The organism is Rhodobacter sp. 24-YEA-8 (assembly GCF_900105075.1).
Classification (GTDB): Bacteria; Pseudomonadota; Alphaproteobacteria; order Rhodobacterales; family Rhodobacteraceae; genus Pseudogemmobacter.
In genome coordinates, this window is sequence record NZ_FNSK01000005.1 from 109,732 (window position 1) to 125,699 (window position 15,968).

A 15,968-nucleotide genomic window follows, 5' to 3' on the forward strand; every position below is an offset into this window, starting at 1 on the left:
ATCACCTCTTTGCCAGTTTCGGATCAAACGTGTCGCGCAGCGCCTCGCCAAGGAAGGTGAAGCCAAGCGCGGTGATGACGATGGGCAGACCACCGGCCACAACCATCCAGATGCTGTCGCGGATATAGGAGAACCCGTCGAACAGGATGGTGCCCCAGGACGGCGTCGGCGGGCGGACCCCAAGGCCCAGGAAGCTGAGCCCGGCCTCGATCCCGACCACGATCGGGATATCCATCGCCGCAAGGATCAGCAGCGGGCCGATGATATTCGGGACAACATGCAGGCTTGCGACGCGCAGGAAACCGGCACCAAGGGCGCGCTCTGCCTCGATAAATTCGGCATTCCTCAGCGCGAGGACCTGGGTGCGCACGATCCGCGCATAGGTGGGACCATTGACCAGCACCACGACCAGCACAACCGCCCAGAGGCTTGGCCCGGTCCATGTGATCAGGACAAGTGCCAGCATGACGGTGGGCACGCTTTTCATCGCATCCATCAGCAAAAGCAGGATACTGTCCAGCCAGCGCGGCCCGAACCCCGCCAATACGCCGAAGAGCAGCCCGACCAGCAGTGACGCCGCCGTCGCCCCGATGGAAATTACCAGCGCAATCCGCGCACCATACAGCATGCGGGTAAAGAGATCGCGGCCCAGATTGTCAGTGCCCAGCCAGTGTTCGGCCCCGGGCGCGGCGAAACGTACCATCGGGTTCAGCTTGACCGGGTCATGCGGCAAAAGCCCCGCCGCAAGGGCGGCGAGCACTGTCACCACGATCAGCCCGAGCCCAAGCGCCCCCAGAGGGTCACTGACAAGGCGACGCATGGCGCCTCTGGCTTTGCGCGGCTTTTTCACCACAGCTGCGGCGGCGGGATCAACGGCTGACGACATTGCGCACCCTCGGGTCAAGGAAGGCGATCAGCAGATCGGCAATCAGGTTAACAAGGACGAAGAAGCCGGTGGTCACCAAGAGAGTGCCGACCACGATGGGATAATTCCGCGCTGCGATGGAATCGTAGACCAGCTTGCCGATGCCGGGGCGGCCAAAGACGATTTCGGCAAAGACCGCGCCGGACAGCATCTGGCCGATCCCCATGCCAAGGACGGTGATCGTCGGCAAAAGCGCGATGCGCAGCACGTAGTCAAACATGATCCGCCGCTCCGACAGACCAAAGGCGCGGGCGGTGCGGATATGGTTTTCGCCCATCACCTCCAGCATCGAGGCGCGCAGGATCCGTGCGATATAGCCGATCCAGGCCAGCCCGAGCGCGACCGAGGGCAGGACCAGCCGGTGCAGCCGGTCGGCAAAGCCCTCGCCCGCGCCGATGGCGGGGAACCAGGACAGGTGGATGGCAAAGATCAGCAGGAGATAGATCGCGATCACGAAAGACGGCACCGCCATGACCGAGACCGACAGGACCGAGGTCACCCGGTCAAAAAGGCTGCCGCGATGCGTGGCGGACATCACGCCCAGCCAGATGCCGGGCACCACTGCGACCACCATCGCACCGGCGACGAGGTAAAGCGTATCGGGAAGCTGCGCGAGGATGATCCGCGCAACCGGTACACCCGATATGGCGTCACTGCCCAGATCCCCCTGCAAAATGGTGCTGAAAAACCGCCAGATCTGCACCAGAACCGGCTGATCCAGCCCCATTTTCACGCGATAAGCCTCGACCATGGCCTCGCTTGCGCGCGGGCCAAGCGCGGTTCTGACCGCGTCACCGGGAATGGCATGCATCATCGCAAACAGGGCTGCGATCACGGTGAGGACCACCGCGACCGACAGAAGGATGCGCCTGGCAAGATAGCTGAGCATCGCGGGAAATCAGGCCTTTGTGAAACGCGACAGGATCGGCCAGCCATCGGGCCGCATCGCGGGCATGACGCCTGCGGCGGTCAGGGTGCCGATCGGCTCGAAGGTCAGGAAGACGAAATCGCCCGATTCCTCCATCAGCTCCTGCATGCGGATATACATCGCGCCCCGCTTTTCCGTGTCCAGCTCGGTCGAGGCCTCCTGGTTCAGCCGGTCGAATTCCTCATTGCTGAACCGCTGCCAGTTCCAGACGCCCACCTGCTCCGAGGTGAACCAGGCGGTGGCCCAGCTGGGATCGGGCTGCATGGTGAAGCTGAAGAGGAAGAGCTGCAGGCTCTTCCACTGATCGCCATCGGCCTCGATACCGAGGCTCCAGAAGCTGCCGCTTTCATATTGGTCAATCTGCACGGTGACGCCGATATCGGCGAGCAGTGCCTGGATAATCTGGGCGGCGGCCAGATCTTCGGCGGTTTGCTGGATTGAAAGCGTGACATTGAGGTTCGGTACACCGGCCTCGGCCAGCAGGCTGCGGGCAAGATCTGGGTCGTAATTATAGGTGTTTTCCGCGCGGTGCCCCGCAAGGCCCGGCGCGATGATCCCGGCGGCGGGCGAGGCGGCCCCCAGATAGGCGGCCTCGACCACCGCATCGCGGGCGATCCCGTGCTGGATGGCGCGGCGCACTTTCTGATCTGTCAGATCGGCATTGGCCTCGTTCATGCCAAGCCAGTAATAATTCAGTGCCGTAAACTCATCAAAGCGCCCGCCATTCGGTGCGGCAGCGGCAAAGCGCGGGATCGACGAGATCGAGGTCTGCGCATGATCCAGATCGCCTGCTTCAAAGCCCAGCTCGGCGGTCTTGGGGTCTTCGATCGGGATCAGGACCAGCTCATCGAATACGACATCGAACAGCGTGAAATCGGGGTTCTTTTCCAGAACCAGCCGGGTGCGCGGCTGCCATTCGCGGATGCGGTAGGGGCCAGAGGTCACCGGCGGCTCGGTCGAGAACTGACCACCCGCCGCCTCAATCGCAGCTTTGGGCAGGATGATGCCGCTGGTTGCGGGCAGGGTGGTGGTGAACAAGGGGGCGAAGGGCGATTTCAGCACGATGGTGCCGCTATAGCGACCGGTCACTTCGACATGATCCAGCTGCGCCCAATCCGCCGCATAGGGCGATTGCACTGCCGGATCCGCGATACGTTCCCAGGAGAATTTGGCATCCTCGGCGGTCATTTCGCCATATTCGCCGGAATAGAGGATGCCCTCATTCAGCTCAAAGCCGATATGGGTGTCATCGATCACATTCAACGCTTTCAGCGCCAGTGGCAGAGCGTTGAACTCACTTGTGCCGGTCTCGAACTGCATCGCGAAGGCGAAGATGCATTCCATCACCAGCGCATCCGAGCCCGAAGTCCAGAAGGCCGGATCGAGATTCGAGATATCGGCATAAAGCCTTGCGCGAAGACGACCGCCTTCCGTGCTGACCTGGGCCAAAGCCGGATGGCCGCGCAGGGCAAGCCCCGCCGCCCCGAGCGCAAGTGATGAGGCGATAAAACCACGGCGCGATACGCCGGTCATCTCTTTCACAGTCATTGTTCCGGTCCCTTCCTGTCCCGCATCCTGAGGATGCCTTTTTATCGAATTGTCCGCAGCTTAAAGCCTGCGCACGGAATCCTGGTGATGGCGGTCAAAGACCAGCCTTTCGCCCTCCCAGGCCTGGATGCGCTGAACGATGTGGAAATCTTCCGCATCGCCCCAGAGACTGGTCAGAACGCGACTGCGGGTCTGCCAGTCCCCCCGGCCAAGGCTGCGATCCCAGGTGATATCGACCCTTGCGCTGGCGGGCTCGCCGTCCCGAATCGACCAGATTTCCTCGATTTTCGATCCGGTGGTCAGGCCATGGGTCAGATCTTCGGTCAGCGGTGTGGTGCCGGAGATGATGATCCGGGTTTCGCCGGTCCCTGGGTCGGTCTCGACATGTTTCGATTCGAGTGTTTCCGAATGGTATTTCAGCGCCAGAGGCGGTGCGCCGGTCGGTTCAGGGAAACTGATCTCGTCACCTGTCGCCAGCGGGCGCAGCGGCAGCGAGAGGCTGCCCCCCGAGATCGTCACCGTCAGAGGCTCGGGTTCGGGCCAGATGAAGGGCCAGTAGCTGGTGGAAACAGCAATCCGCAGCCGGTGGCCTTCGGGCAGGCGGTAGGCGATCTGGTCCAGATCCAGCGTGACCTCTGTGGGCTGGCCCGGGACGATATCCTTCATCGCATCGAAGCCTTCACGGTGGCGCAGGTTCAGGACGCCCATCGTGATCAGGGCCGAACTGCCATCGGGACGCAGATCGCAAAGCCGCACGGCGATTTGTCCGCGATGCTGATCGGCGCTGAGCGTCAGGTTGACACGCGGTGCACCGACAATGTCGCAGGTGTCACTCAACATGTCCGAGTCAAAGCAGGCCGAAAGCGCGTCATCGCCCTGCTGGTCATCGGGCAATTCACCCGGGCCGAAGCCAAAGGGGAAATACTCTCCCGTCGCCATCCCGACCGCCGTTGAGGGGCGCGCCAGCTGCGTGAAGGCGGGGGCAGGGGTGTCGCCCAGCCGGGCCTCGCCAAGGTGGAAGATGCGTGGCGTGATCCGGGGCGAGGGCCATTCGGCCTCGGTAATCCAGCGCCCGGGACGATGCCCGAAAGAGGTTGCGGGCTTTACGCTGTCCATCAGCCAGGCGGTATAGGCCGGGGCCCTGTCGGCGCCGTTCCCGATGCCTTTCAGCCAGTGATCCCACCAGGCCAGCGCTTCCTGCAAAAAGCCGATCCGGGGTCCGGGCACTGCCATATGCGGATATTTGTGGTTCCAGGGGCCCATCAGCGCGCGGACTGGTGCGCTCAGATTGGCCGCGAGATGGGCAGGGGTGTTGCGATAGCCGTCATGCCAGCCGCCAATGGCAAAGACTGCCGCAGTGATCGCATCATAATCCTCGCAGACCGAGCCATGTTTCCAATAGGCATCGCGGTTCTGATGCTCGTGCCAGGTCTGCGCGAGGAAGGGCATTTTCTCCAGCCGGTTCAGCCAGATATCGCGCCAGGCCTCGCCCGCCAGCGCCGGGTCCGGCGGTGGCGAAAACCAGGAAGCCGCCGTCGCCGCCCAGCCGATATTCTCGCCCAGAAGGCAGCCGCCCTTGAAATGGATGTCATCGGCAAAGCGGTCGGTGGTCGAGCAAAGCGTGATGATCGCCTTCAGCGCGGGCGCGCGATTGGCCGCAGCCTGCAGTGAATTGAAGCCGCCCCAGGAAATCCCCATCATGCCGACATTACCCGAGCACCAGTCCTGCCGTGAGATCCAGTCGATCACATCCAGCGCGTCCTGCATCTCCTGGGGCGAATATTCGTCGTCAAAGAGGCCCTCGGATTCGCCACAGCCGCGCATATCGACGCGCAGGCAGGCGTAGCCCCGAGCAGCAAACCAGGGATGGGTGATCTGATCGCGCTCTGCGGTGCCATCGCGTTTGCGATAGGGCAGAAATTCGAGGATCGCCGGAACCGGCTTCGCCACGGCATCCTCCGGGATCCAGCTGCGCGCCGAGAGCCTGGTGCCATCGGGGAGATTGATCGCCAAATCGACGGTTTCATGGATCACGGTCATGCCCGGCACTCTTCCCTGGTTATTCTGGCCTCGCAGCGAAGCACTGCCGCGCAGAATGAGGATTGAGGACTGCTTGCCAATTGCGCGGATTTATATCAATTTGTGCTGGTTTACGCGAACAGATGCAAAGGAGCGTAAAATGTCCGTGCTGTCAGCGCGCATCGGCGAGAATTTTTCCCGCAATTTGCGAAATCTCTGTGCAACCAGGGTGTCAGTCTCGCTGATTTGCCGCGAAATCGGCATCAACCGGCAGCAATTTGACCGCTATCTTACCGGCTCCGCCATGCCCTCGGCGCATAACCTGCGCCGTATCGCGGCCTATTTCGCGCTGAGCGAAAAGGAACTCCTCTCGCCCCGCCTTGAGGATTCGCGCAGCGGGCCTGGCCTCGATCCGCAATCCTCTTTCGCCGCCGCCCTGCGCCCCGAGCCGGGCGAACTGGCATCGCTGCGGCACTATCTGGGCTTCTATCATTATTATTTCCTGACCCCGTCGTGGCCCGGTCAGGTGCAATGCGGCCTTTTGCAGCTTTACGAGCGCGATCATCGGGTGCTGACCCGCTATGTCGGTCGCGTCGAGAATCCTGATTATGGCAGGATCACCCGGTCGCGTTTTGACGGCCATGCTGTGCTGCGGGGCGACCGGATCTTCATTCTGGAACATGCGCGCGGTCCGGTGGATGGGTTTGGCCAGACAATTCTCTATGCCGCGCATCGCCACCAGGCCAATTACCTGACCGGCATGGCGTCCGGGATCGGCTGGCATCCCCATCGCGGACCCTTTGCATCGCGGCTGATCATCCGTCGATTGCGGATGACGCTCTCGCTGCGCGAGGCCCTGGCGCAATGCGGGCTTTTCCGGGTCGATGGCAGCAATCTCGACCCGATTGTCCGGAACTTCTTCAGTTCCGGCGAAAACATGTTGATGACGGGTTGAGCAGCTGCCCTATGCGCCTGTCATAAGGGTCTTAAATCTTGCGTGCCATTGGCGGGGTGCCGTTGTCCGACGTCGTTGTCGGTTCTTAAACCCGACACTGAAAGCCACATGCCGGCATTGCAGCTAAAGCCTTGCCGGATAGGCTCGACCGTGGTGGCTATTCGGACAAAGCTGCCGGTTGCAGGTGTAGCATAGAGAGATGCGCCATCGTCATCATACCGGGCCTTAAGCCGAAAGCGAACTTTCGGCACGGCTTGCCGTGCATAACATCCGCACCCGGATCCTGCCCGCCGATGACCACCCGCTTGGTGGTCTTGCCGACGGCGTGGCTTAGCTCCTCGATGGTCTTCTGGTCGGATGGCGTCAGACAGAGCTCTCTCCCGCCCTGCCTTGCAAGGAGCGGCGGGTGTTCTCACCATAGATCTCGTCCAATCATTGCGGAACGCATCCGTTATGCCTGCGCTGGCCGTTCGTCTCCCTTGTGCCGTAAATTCTATGACAGGTGCGGCATATAACCGTGGCCGACCCATTAATGGTCACTTCGACTGCGCAGAGGCTGTGCTCGCTCCATCCGGGATATCTCATGGCTTTGTCGCACGGACCGGCATCTCCCTTGCCTGCCGGACGTGGTGCAGCCGGACCGCGATGCCGCTCGGGTGCCCTGGTCGCGGGTCGGGCGGCGTCCGGCCGGAATGACTGCTTTCGATCACATGACTGCATTACGTCATTCCGCTGTCACAGATCAGGTCTATCCTGGCCGAGAAGCTGATCAACAGGCTGAGGACTTCATTGGACAACTTGCCACAGCTCAACACACGACATGACCAGTTGCTGGAACGGCTGCAAAGCCGCGGCTGGGTCGACATTCAGGAGCTTTGCTCGGTGCTGGCAGTGTCCGAAGCAACGATTCGCCGCGATCTGGCCGAGCTAGAGCGCCGGGGGCTTCTGCAGCGTACGCATGGCGGCGCACTGGCCCCCCGCCAGATTACGCAAGAATACCCGAACGCCGATCGTCTGATGCAAAACGCGGCCGAAAAAGCCCGGATCGGCAGGGCGGCTGCCGGTTTGGTGAAACCCGGCGATGCGGTCTATCTGGATGCGGGCACGACGACTTTGGCGGTCTGTCGTCATCTGGCCGATCGCAGAGATCTGACCTTCATCACCAATGGCACCGATATTCTGGCCGCGCTGAGTGCTGCCGGCACGCCGAAGCTGTTCGTCACCGCCGGTGAATACCATGATTTCAACCACAGCCTGACTGGCCCGCTGGCGGCCGAGTCGATCCGCCGCTTCAATGTCGATTTTGTCTTCCTCTCGGTCTCGGCGGTGGATCTGACACGGGGGCAGATCGCCATCTCCAGCCCCGCCCTGGCCGATGGTCAGCGCGCCATGATCGAAATCGCGCAAAAGGTGGTGGTGGTTGCTGACCATTCCAAATTCACCCGCAGCGCCTTGTCGGTCATCGCACCGCTGAGCGCGGTGGATCACATCGTCACCGATACCGCGACGCGCGGGGTTCTGGGCGATGTCAGCCCCGATATCGCCGCTAAACTGATCTTCGCCTGAGAGACTGTGATGCCAATTCTTTCTGTCAGATCCCTGAACAAGGCATGGAGTGAAACCCAGGTTGTCCGTGATATCTCGTTTGAGACCCGCGAAGGTGAATTCATCGCTTTGCTTGGCCCTTCGGGATGTGGAAAATCGACCACGCTGAGGCTGATCGCCGGGCTGGAGGAGCCAACATCCGGCACCATCCATATTGACGGACGTGATATCACTTCGCTGCCATCGTCCCGGCGCGGCGTCTCAATGGTCTTCCAGTCCTACGCCTTGTTCCCGCATCTGACGGTGCGCGACAATATCACTTTCGGCCTGTCGGTCCGGGGGGAAAGCCGCAAGGTCCAGGCGGATAGTCTGGCCCGGGTGGCGCCATTGCTGGGCCTGGAGAAATTGCTCGACCGGCGGCCAGCGCAATTGTCTGGCGGCCAGCAGCAGCGGGTTGCACTTGGGCGGGCGCTGATTGCCGAGGCCCCGGTCTGTCTGCTGGATGAACCATTGTCGAACCTTGATGCAAAGCTGCGCGCCGAGATGCGGGCCGAGATCAGGGGCCTGCAGCAACGCCTTGGCATCACGATGATTTTCGTCACTCATGACCAGACCGAGGCCATGTCGATGGCCGACCGGGTGGCCCTGTTAAATGAGGGGCGGATCGAGCAGTTCGACACGCCCGAGATGATCTATTCCCGCCCCGCCTCGACCTTTGTGGCCCGTTTCATCGGTCAGCCACCGATGAATATCGTCACGGTCGGGGATCTCGGGCCGATGGCCGCACATCTGCCGCCTGGCGGGCTTGTGGGTCTGCGCCCTGAAGAGATCACGCTTGCCCGGGACGGTCTGCCGGGCCGTGTTGCCGCACTCGAATATTTCGGTGCCGATTCCATTCTTTCGGTCGATATCGGCGGCGCGCATCTGAACATCCGTGTTCAGGGCCGCCCGGGGCATGGGGTGGGCGCTGTCGTGCATCTGCGCTGGCCCGCCGGGGCGCTTCACCTTTTCGACCCCAAAACTGGCCTCAGGGCGGATATCGCCCGGGCACAATCCCCTTCCTCCCTCCAACCAGCCTGAGGATATCATGAAACTCACCTCCCTGAAGCGGGCGCTCTTTGGCAGCGCCGGCCTGGTCATGCTTGCCCTGTCGCCGGCCCTCGCCGAGACGAAGATCACCTTTTTCTATCCCGTGCAGGTCGGCGGTGCGCTGACCCAGACCATCGACGGCTATGTCGCCGAATTCGAGGCCGCGAACCCCGACATCAAGGTTGAGGCGGTCTATTCCGGCAATTATGTCGATACCTATAACCGCGCGCTGACCGCCGCAAAGAACGGCACGCCGCCGACCGCTGCGGTGCTCTTGTCTGTCGATCTCTTCCAGCTCCTGGATAACGAAGTGATCGCGCCGCTGGATCAGTTCATCAAAACCGATGAGGACCGTGCCTGGCTTGATGGTTTCATGCTGCCTTACCGCCAGTCGGGCGAGGCCGAGGGGCATCTCTGGTCGATCCCCTTCCAGCGTTCGACGCTTGTGGCCTATTACAACAAAGACGCCTTCCGCGCCGCCGGCCTTGACCCCGAAGCGCCGCCGATGACCTGGGAAGCGCTGGCAGAGGCCGCGTCGAAACTGACCCTGAAAGACAATGCCGGCAATGTCACGCAATGGGGCATCGGCATTCCCGGCAATTCCGGGTCGGGCCAGTGGCTGTTCGAGCCGATGGTGGCGCAAAACGGGGCTCGACTGCGCTCGGATGATGGCACGACCACGATGCTGAACACGCCCGAAGCGGTCGAGGCGCTGCAATTCTGGGTCGATCTGGCGAATAAATATGAGGCGCATCCGAAAGGCATTCAGGAATGGGCCACCACGCCCGCAGATTTCCTTGAAGGCCGCCTCGCGATGGCCTGGACCACAACCGGCAATCTGGGCAATATCCGCCAGAATGCAAAATTCGATTTCGGCATTGCACCGCTGCCGGGCAACCCGGAGCCGGCCAGCGTGCTGGGTGGCGGCAGTCTCTATATCTTCGAGGATGCCTCGGATGAGGAAAAGGCCGCCGCCTGGAAACTGGTGCGCTTCCTGTCAACGCCCGAATTGCTCGCGGACTGGTCGATCAAAACCGGCTATGTCGCGCCGCGCGATGACAGCTGGGAAACCGGGGCGATGAAAGCCTATATCGCCGAAGTGCCCGCCGCCGAGGTTGCGCGCAGGCAGATCCCGGTCGCTGTGCCGGAATTCTCGACCTATGAGAACAACCGCATCAACCAGTTGATCAATGATGCGATCCAGGCGGCGCTGACCGGATCCGCCACGCCGCAGGAGGCGCTCGACCGCGCGCAGGCCGAAGCGGATCGCATCCTCAAGCCTTACCAGAACTGAGGCGCGGACGATGCAGCCCACCTCCCGCAATCTGATCTTTGGCTGGTTGCTCCTGACACCTGCTCTGGTGCTCCTGGTGGGCTTCACCCTCTTTCCCACGGTGGCGACATTGTGGGACAGCTTTCATTCGACCCCGCGCGGTCGCCGCGCGGCGGTCTGGGTGGGGGGCGAAAATTACCAGACGATGCTGACGGATGTGGTCTTCTGGAAGGCGATGTCCAACACCGTCCTCTATGCCGCTGTGACCATCCCCGCCTCAATCATAACGGCGCTTGGGATGGCGCTTCTGGTCAATTCCAGGATCCGGGGGCGCGCTTTCGCGCGGCTGGCCTTCTTCACGCCGACCATCCTGCCAATGGTCGCGGTCGCCAATATCTGGATGTTCTTCTACGCCCCCGATTACGGGCTGATCGATCAGATTCTGCGCCCTTTCGGGCTGGGCGGCAACAATTGGCTGGGCAGCCCTGATACAGCCCTTGGCGCGCTGATCGTGATCACCATCTGGAAGAATGCCGGGTTTTTCATGATCTTCTACCTCGCGGCCCTGCAGCAGGTGCCGCCCGTGCTGATCGAGGCCGCAAAGCTGGAAGGCGCCAGCCCCCTGCAGCGCCTGCGCCGCGTCATCCTGCCGATGATCATGCCCACCACGCTGTTCGTGGCCATCAATGCGGTGATCGAGGCCTTCCGGCTGGTCGATCATGTGATGACCATGACCCGGGGCGGGCCGGACAATTCGACACAGCTCCTGCTCTATTACATCTGGCAGACCGGGTTCGGCTATTGGGACACCGCCTATGCGGCCGCGCTGACAGTTGTGCTGCTGGCCATCCTTGCGCTGATCGCGCTGGTGCAATTCGGCTGGGCCGACAGAAGGATCTTCTACAGATGAACCGTCCGAGCCCTGTCCTGACCGCGCTTGCACTGCCCCTCGCGATCCTGTGGATCCTGCCTCTGCTTTACGCGGTCTGGACCGCGATCCATCCGGCAGAATTCGCCACGCGCTTTGACCTTTTCGCGCCCTTGACCGGCGAGAACTTTGCCCGCGTCTGGGAAAGGCTGCCCTTCCCGCGCTATTTCCTGAACACGCTGATCCTCGTGACGCTGGTTGTGGCATCACAATATGTGATCTGCACCCTGGCGGCCTATGCCTTCGTGGCCTTTCCGTTTCGCGGCGCACAGGCCCTGTTCATGCTGTTTCTGGTGCAGATGATGATCTTGCCGGAAATCCTGCTGGTGCGGAATTACAAAACCATCTCATGGCTGGGGTTGATGGACACGCCGCTGGCGATTGCATTGCCCTACCTGGCTTCTGCCTTCGGCATCTTCCTTTTGCGGCAAAGCTTCAAATCGGTTCCGAAAGAGCTGGACGAGGCGGCGCGGATGGAAGGGGCCGGGCCGATGCAGATCCTGTGGCGCGTCTATGTGCCTTTGGCCAAACCCGCCTATCTGGCCTATGGCCTCGTGATGGTCTCGTTTCACTGGAACAATTACCTCTGGCCGATGGTGGTGACAAATTCCGTGGATACACGGCCGATCACAGTGGGTCTGTCGGTCTTTGCCGCGCCCGAACAGGGGATCGACTGGCCGACGATCACCGCCGCCACGCTGACTTCGGTCGCGCCTTTGCTGATCGCCTTTCTCATCTTCCAGCGCCAGTTTGTGCAAAGTTTCATGCGCTCCGGCATTCGATGACACCCTTATGCGGTGTCAGGGGGGGCCATGATGCATGGTCTTTTATCTATTTGTAGTCGCGACAGCCGTGATGGCCGACGGCAGAAAATCAAACGCTTATCTTGTCTGGCTGGCCCTGGCGTCTTCACGTGCTTTCTATTGAAGACGCACAGGCGAAAACGCTTTTGCCTGTGCAAGCTCTTCAGCGATGATCGCAATCATGTTCGCTGCACCTCGCTCTCCATCGGCGGCGAGCGCATAAAGCATCGCACGTCCGAGCAGGACCACATCCGCACCTGCGAGCATCAGCTTGAGCACATCCGCGCCCGTGCGCACGCCGCTGTCGGCCAGCAAGGGAAAATCCGGCCCGACCGCCTTCCGGATCGCGGGCAGCATGGTGATCGGCGCGACTGTACTGTCGAAGTTCCGCGCGCCGTGGCTCGATACGACAATCCCGTCCGCGCCTGTCTTTTGCGCGCACAGGGCGTCATCGGGATGCATGATACCCTTGAGCACCAGTTTCCCCGGCCAATAGTCCCGCACCGCTTTTGCATCGTCCCATGACAGCCCCGGCTTATGCGACAGCGAGACCCCGCCGCGCCCCAGGACAGAGCGCCGGGCGGCCGGCGGATAATGGGCGAAGCGAGGCAGACCGCCTTGCAAAAGGGAGCGTCCCAGCACATCTGCGGTCCAGCGCGGATGGGTCGCGACATCGGCCATATTGCGCCAGCCGAATTTCATCGGCAGGCCAAAACCATTGCGGATATTGAAAACTTTCTTGGGGAAGACGGGGGTATCGACGGTGAAGAACAGCGTATCGATGCCGCAATCACGGGCGCGATCAAGCAGACGCTGCCAGTTTTCGCGCCCCTCCCACATGTAAAGCTGGAACCACAGATCACCGCCCGCTTCTCTGGCCACATCCTCAACTGCAACCACCGCTTCGGTTGCAACCGAAAAGGGAATGCCTGCCGCCCGCGCCGCCTTTGCCAGCCCTATGTCGCCCCGATGGCGCACCAGGCCCGCAAAAGCGGTCGGCGCCATGATCAGTGGCAATGGCAGCTGCCGGCCGAACAGGCTTACCGTCGGGTCGGGTGGGGTGCCGGTCAACACCCTTTGAACCAGGGTCACATCGTCAAGCGCCGCCCGCCCGCGCGCGAGCGCGGTCTCGGCCTCGGTGCCGCGGTCGATATATTCAAAGATCCCGCGCGGCAGACGGCGGCGCGCCATGGCCCGCGCCTCTTCGAAATCCAGAAATGTCATTACACGGGCCTCGTGCTGCTGCGGGGCTTGTCACCCTTGTCGCTCATTCGGGCAGGAAAAGCTTGCCGGGGTTCATGATGCCCGCCGGATCGAACACCGCTCTGATGCCGAGCATCAGCCGCAGCTCGGCCGGATCAGTGCTGCGCGCAAGGCGTTTGCGATAGCTCAGGCCGATACCATGCTCGGCTGTGATGCTGCCGCCCAGTTCCATCACCACATCGTCAATGATCAGATCCAGCTCGCCCGAGACAGCGAGATAGGCCGCCCGGTCTGCGAAAGTGCCGGGTTCAAACAGCACAACAAGATGCATGTTCCCGTCCCCCATATGGCCCACATAAAGCGTGCGTGCCTCAGGGAAGCGGGCGGTGATCCGGGCCCGGGTCAGACGGGCATATTCGCCCTGTTTCTCCAGCGGGACCGAACTGTCATGCGACATGTTCGGCGCATGACGAATTGATTCCGAGACACCATGGCGCAGATACCAGAAGCTCTCTGCCTGGGCCTCATTGCGGGCGATTACCGCGTCCGAGACCAGGCCGTCCTCGAAGGCCCGGGCCAGGACTTCCTCAAGCGGCTCGGTCAGGTTCTGGCCCTCGCGGCTGTCACTCACTTCAAGCAGCAATGACCAGTCGGGCAGGCTGTCAAACGGCAGACGCGCGCCGGGGCAACGCTCAACAACGAGGCGCATATAATCGGCCTCGGTGATTTCGGCCGAGCTTACACGCTCTCCAAAGCACTTGTGCATGCGGCGCAGAAGTTCCAGCGCGTCCTCGACCGAAGCCAAGGCCACCATCGCGGTCGCGACAGAGGCCGGGGCCGGCATCACCCGCATCACGGCTGCAGTGACGATCCCCAAAGTGCCCTCGGCCCCGATGAAGAGCTGGCGGATATCATATCCGGTATTGTCCTTGCGCAAGGGTGCAAGGCCATTGAGGATTTCGCCCGTTGGCAGAACCACCTCAAGCCCCATGACGAGCTGACGCGTCACGCCGTAGCGCAGCGCCGCCGTACCACCCGCATTGGTCGAAATATTGCCGCCGATCTGACAGCTGCCTTCCGCGCTGAGGCTGAGCGGGAAGTAAAGGCCTTCGGCTTTCGCGGCCTCCTGAATGGTCTGCAATACGCAGCCCGCCTCGACGGTAATGGTGCCCTCAAGCGGTGAAATCCCGCGGATCCGGTTCATCCGGCGCAGGGACAGGCCAAGTCCGGGCGTGTCCTGGCCGTCGGGCCCGGGCCGCCCGCGCACAGCGGCACCACCGACTAGACCGGTATTGCCACCGATCGGTGTGACCGGCTGGTCAAGTTCCGTGCAAAGCCGCAGGATCGCCGCGACCTCTTCGGTCGAGCCCGGCTCGACGATGCAGATCGCCTTGCCCTCATAGCTGCGGCGCACATCGATCAGAAAGCCTGCGATCCGGTCCTGTTCGACCAGAACATGTTTGTCGCCGACGATTTCGGCAAGGCGGGACAGCAGGGTGGGCGCTTGGGTCATGATTGCGATCAGGGCTGAAGACGGGGGAATGCTGCGCACGCCGGATCCCGGGACGCAGGGAGAATTAGGATCTCCTGATCAGGGGCTCCCCCCGGGAGCATGAGGGCAGAAGCCCCCGATCAGGGATGACTGACCGGCAGAACCGGTCAGACAGGCATGATCACGAGATCATCCATTCCGAATAGCGGCGCTGTACTTCGGTCAGGTTGTCGCCCCACCAGACCGGGTCGATGATCGCGTTTTTGCCGTTGTCGAGGTCGGGCAGGAAGCTGCCTTCGGGACTGGCGCGCAATGCGGTCAGCGTCTCTGTATGGTTTGGCATGTAGAACCCGGCCAGAGCCCAGGCCTTTTGCTGTTCGGGGCGCAGACAGAATTCGATGAAGCGCTGAGCGGCTTCCTTGTTCTTCGACCCTTTCGGGATGGCGAAGAAATCAAGCGCGTTGTTGGTCTGTTCGAACGAGAAATCGAGCGGCGTGCCGCTGTCCTGGGTTGCCTTGACGCGGTTGTAGTAGCTGTAAGAAAAATCGGCCTCATTCTGCGCGACCGAGCTGACCTGCTCGGGGGTCGAGCCCGCGAATTTCGACACAAAGGGCTTGAGCTGATCTAGTTTCGCGAAGGCGCGTTCAACGTCGAGCGGGTAGAGATCCTTGGGTGCCACACCATCGGCGATCAGCGCCATCTCAAGCGTCTCTTGTGCAAGCGAGCGCATGCAGCGGCGGCCGGGGAATTTTTCGGTGTCGAAAAAGTCCGCGAAATTAACCGGATGGGCACCGGCCGGGGTGCGCTCGTCATGCCAGAGGATGCCGCCGCTGTAGAGATACATAGGCATGTAGAATTCGTTCGGGGCCTGCAACAGCCCGCTCATACCCGAAAGCGCCGGGTCAAGCTGCTCCCACAGCCCCTCTTTCGCGCCAGAGGTCGCAAAGCCCGCCGGAGCATCGATCACATCCCAGGTCACGGAATTGCTCAGAACCTGCGCCTTGACCTTGGCCATATCGCCATTGTCGACCAGCTGAACCGCGATGCCGGTTTCGGCGGTAAAAGGTTCAACAAAGGTCTCTTTCACCATCTCATGATAGGTGCCGCCCCAGGAAGTGACGGTGATCGTCGTATCGGCAGCCAGAGCGCGCCCGGTGAACACGGTCGGTGCGGCCAGCGCAAGGCCGGTCAGGCCAAGGCCTTTCGCAAAGTTACGGCGGCTCATTGCCAGTTTATTGGTCATTCTCAGCGTCTCCCTGT

The 15,968-nt window shown here is 61.8% G+C and carries 13 protein-coding genes and 1 pseudogene; 6 read left to right on the plus strand and 8 right to left on the minus strand.

The features are described 5' to 3' along the window. Position 1 precedes the first annotated feature (1 nt). The 4 genes from BLW25_RS22050 to BLW25_RS22065 are packed head-to-tail and all read right to left on the minus strand — an operon-like array spanning position 2 to position 5,441. Entirely contained in the window at positions 2 to 886 is an 885-nt protein-coding gene (locus BLW25_RS22050; RefSeq protein ID WP_171909714.1) for an ABC transporter permease, read from the minus strand. Further along, positions 870 to 1,814: an ABC transporter permease gene (locus BLW25_RS22055; RefSeq protein ID WP_092904200.1), complete on the minus strand. Its 945-nt coding sequence runs from the start codon at positions 1,812 to 1,814 to the stop codon at positions 870 to 872. Before BLW25_RS22055 ends, BLW25_RS22050 begins: the two co-directional genes overlap by 17 nt. A 9-nt stretch (positions 1,815 to 1,823) precedes the next feature. Continuing rightward, entirely contained in the window at positions 1,824 to 3,401 is a 1,578-nt protein-coding gene (locus tag BLW25_RS22060; protein WP_092904202.1) for an ABC transporter substrate-binding protein, read from the minus strand. 60 nt (positions 3,402 to 3,461) lie between these two features. Beyond that, on the minus strand, positions 3,462 to 5,441 hold the full coding sequence (locus BLW25_RS22065; protein WP_092904204.1) for a CocE/NonD family hydrolase: 1,980 nt from the start codon (positions 5,439 to 5,441) through the stop codon (positions 3,462 to 3,464). Between the two features lie 139 nt (positions 5,442 to 5,580). On the opposite strand from BLW25_RS22065, the gene BLW25_RS22070 reads away from it, so the two are divergent. Further along, positions 5,581 to 6,375: a helix-turn-helix domain-containing protein gene (locus tag BLW25_RS22070; RefSeq protein WP_092904206.1), complete on the plus strand. Its 795-nt coding sequence runs from the start codon at positions 5,581 to 5,583 to the stop codon at positions 6,373 to 6,375. A gap of 253 nt (positions 6,376 to 6,628) precedes the next feature. Here BLW25_RS22070 and BLW25_RS25130 read toward each other — a convergent pair. Beyond that, positions 6,629 to 6,807 (minus strand): annotated as a pseudogene (locus BLW25_RS25130) (TraM recognition domain-containing protein); the annotation flags it as partial. A 357-nt stretch (positions 6,808 to 7,164) separates the two neighbouring features. On the opposite strand from BLW25_RS25130, the gene BLW25_RS22075 reads away from it, so the two are divergent. The 5 genes from BLW25_RS22075 to BLW25_RS22095 are packed head-to-tail and all read left to right on the plus strand — an operon-like array spanning position 7,165 to position 11,995. Next, entirely contained in the window at positions 7,165 to 7,941 is a 777-nt protein-coding gene (locus tag BLW25_RS22075; RefSeq protein ID WP_092904208.1) for a DeoR/GlpR family DNA-binding transcription regulator, read from the plus strand. Between the two features lie 9 nt (positions 7,942 to 7,950). Then, a complete protein-coding gene (locus BLW25_RS22080) occupies positions 7,951 to 9,000 on the plus strand; it encodes an ABC transporter ATP-binding protein (RefSeq protein WP_092904210.1) in 1,050 nt (349 codons plus the stop codon). A 7-nt stretch (positions 9,001 to 9,007) separates the two neighbouring features. Next, a complete protein-coding gene (locus BLW25_RS22085) occupies positions 9,008 to 10,303 on the plus strand; it encodes an ABC transporter substrate-binding protein (protein WP_092904212.1) in 1,296 nt (431 codons plus the stop codon). Between the two features lie 10 nt (positions 10,304 to 10,313). Beyond that, positions 10,314 to 11,192: a carbohydrate ABC transporter permease gene (locus BLW25_RS22090; RefSeq protein WP_092904214.1), complete on the plus strand. Its 879-nt coding sequence runs from the start codon at positions 10,314 to 10,316 to the stop codon at positions 11,190 to 11,192. Further along, positions 11,189 to 11,995 carry a carbohydrate ABC transporter permease gene (locus BLW25_RS22095; RefSeq protein WP_092904216.1) on the plus strand — a complete coding sequence of 269 codons (807 nt, stop codon included), beginning with the start codon at positions 11,189 to 11,191 and terminating at the stop codon, positions 11,993 to 11,995. The genes BLW25_RS22090 and BLW25_RS22095 overlap by 4 nt, the downstream gene beginning before the upstream one ends. A gap of 135 nt (positions 11,996 to 12,130) precedes the next feature. On the opposite strand, the gene BLW25_RS22100 is transcribed toward BLW25_RS22095, so the two are convergent. The 3 genes from BLW25_RS22100 to BLW25_RS22110 all read right to left on the minus strand — a co-directional run bounded on the left by BLW25_RS22100 (position 12,131) and on the right by BLW25_RS22110 (position 15,951). Next, positions 12,131 to 13,237: an alpha-hydroxy acid oxidase gene (locus tag BLW25_RS22100; RefSeq protein WP_092904218.1), complete on the minus strand. Its 1,107-nt coding sequence runs from the start codon at positions 13,235 to 13,237 to the stop codon at positions 12,131 to 12,133. 43 nt (positions 13,238 to 13,280) lie between these two features. Further along, the gene (locus BLW25_RS22105; protein WP_092904220.1) at positions 13,281 to 14,729 is read right to left on the minus strand and encodes an FAD-binding oxidoreductase; all 1,449 of its coding nucleotides are present in this window, start codon (positions 14,727 to 14,729) and stop codon (positions 13,281 to 13,283) included. Between the two features lie 160 nt (positions 14,730 to 14,889). Continuing rightward, positions 14,890 to 15,951: a polyamine ABC transporter substrate-binding protein gene (locus BLW25_RS22110; RefSeq protein WP_216279484.1), complete on the minus strand. Its 1,062-nt coding sequence runs from the start codon at positions 15,949 to 15,951 to the stop codon at positions 14,890 to 14,892. Positions 15,952 to 15,968 lie beyond the last annotated feature (17 nt).

Coding starts and splice junctions, on each gene's coding strand:
- BLW25_RS22050 (WP_171909714.1), bottom strand. CDS start 886: ATGTCGTCAGCCGTTGATCCCGCCGCCGCAGCTGTGGTGAAAAAGCCG.
- BLW25_RS22055 (WP_092904200.1), bottom strand. CDS start 1,814: ATGCTCAGCTATCTTGCCAGGCGCATCCTTCTGTCGGTCGCGGTGGTC.
- BLW25_RS22060 (WP_092904202.1), bottom strand. CDS start 3,401: ATGACTGTGAAAGAGATGACCGGCGTATCGCGCCGTGGTTTTATCGCC.
- BLW25_RS22065 (WP_092904204.1), bottom strand. CDS start 5,441: ATGACCGTGATCCATGAAACCGTCGATTTGGCGATCAATCTCCCCGAT.
- BLW25_RS22070 (WP_092904206.1), top strand. CDS start 5,581: ATGTCCGTGCTGTCAGCGCGCATCGGCGAGAATTTTTCCCGCAATTTG.
- BLW25_RS22080 (WP_092904210.1), top strand. CDS start 7,951: ATGCCAATTCTTTCTGTCAGATCCCTGAACAAGGCATGGAGTGAAACC.
- BLW25_RS22085 (WP_092904212.1), top strand. CDS start 9,008: ATGAAACTCACCTCCCTGAAGCGGGCGCTCTTTGGCAGCGCCGGCCTG.
- BLW25_RS22090 (WP_092904214.1), top strand. CDS start 10,314: ATGCAGCCCACCTCCCGCAATCTGATCTTTGGCTGGTTGCTCCTGACA.
- BLW25_RS22095 (WP_092904216.1), top strand. CDS start 11,189: ATGAACCGTCCGAGCCCTGTCCTGACCGCGCTTGCACTGCCCCTCGCG.
- BLW25_RS22100 (WP_092904218.1), bottom strand. CDS start 13,237: ATGACATTTCTGGATTTCGAAGAGGCGCGGGCCATGGCGCGCCGCCGT.
- BLW25_RS22105 (WP_092904220.1), bottom strand. CDS start 14,729: ATGACCCAAGCGCCCACCCTGCTGTCCCGCCTTGCCGAAATCGTCGGC.
- BLW25_RS22110 (WP_216279484.1), bottom strand. CDS start 15,951: ATGACCAATAAACTGGCAATGAGCCGCCGTAACTTTGCGAAAGGCCTT.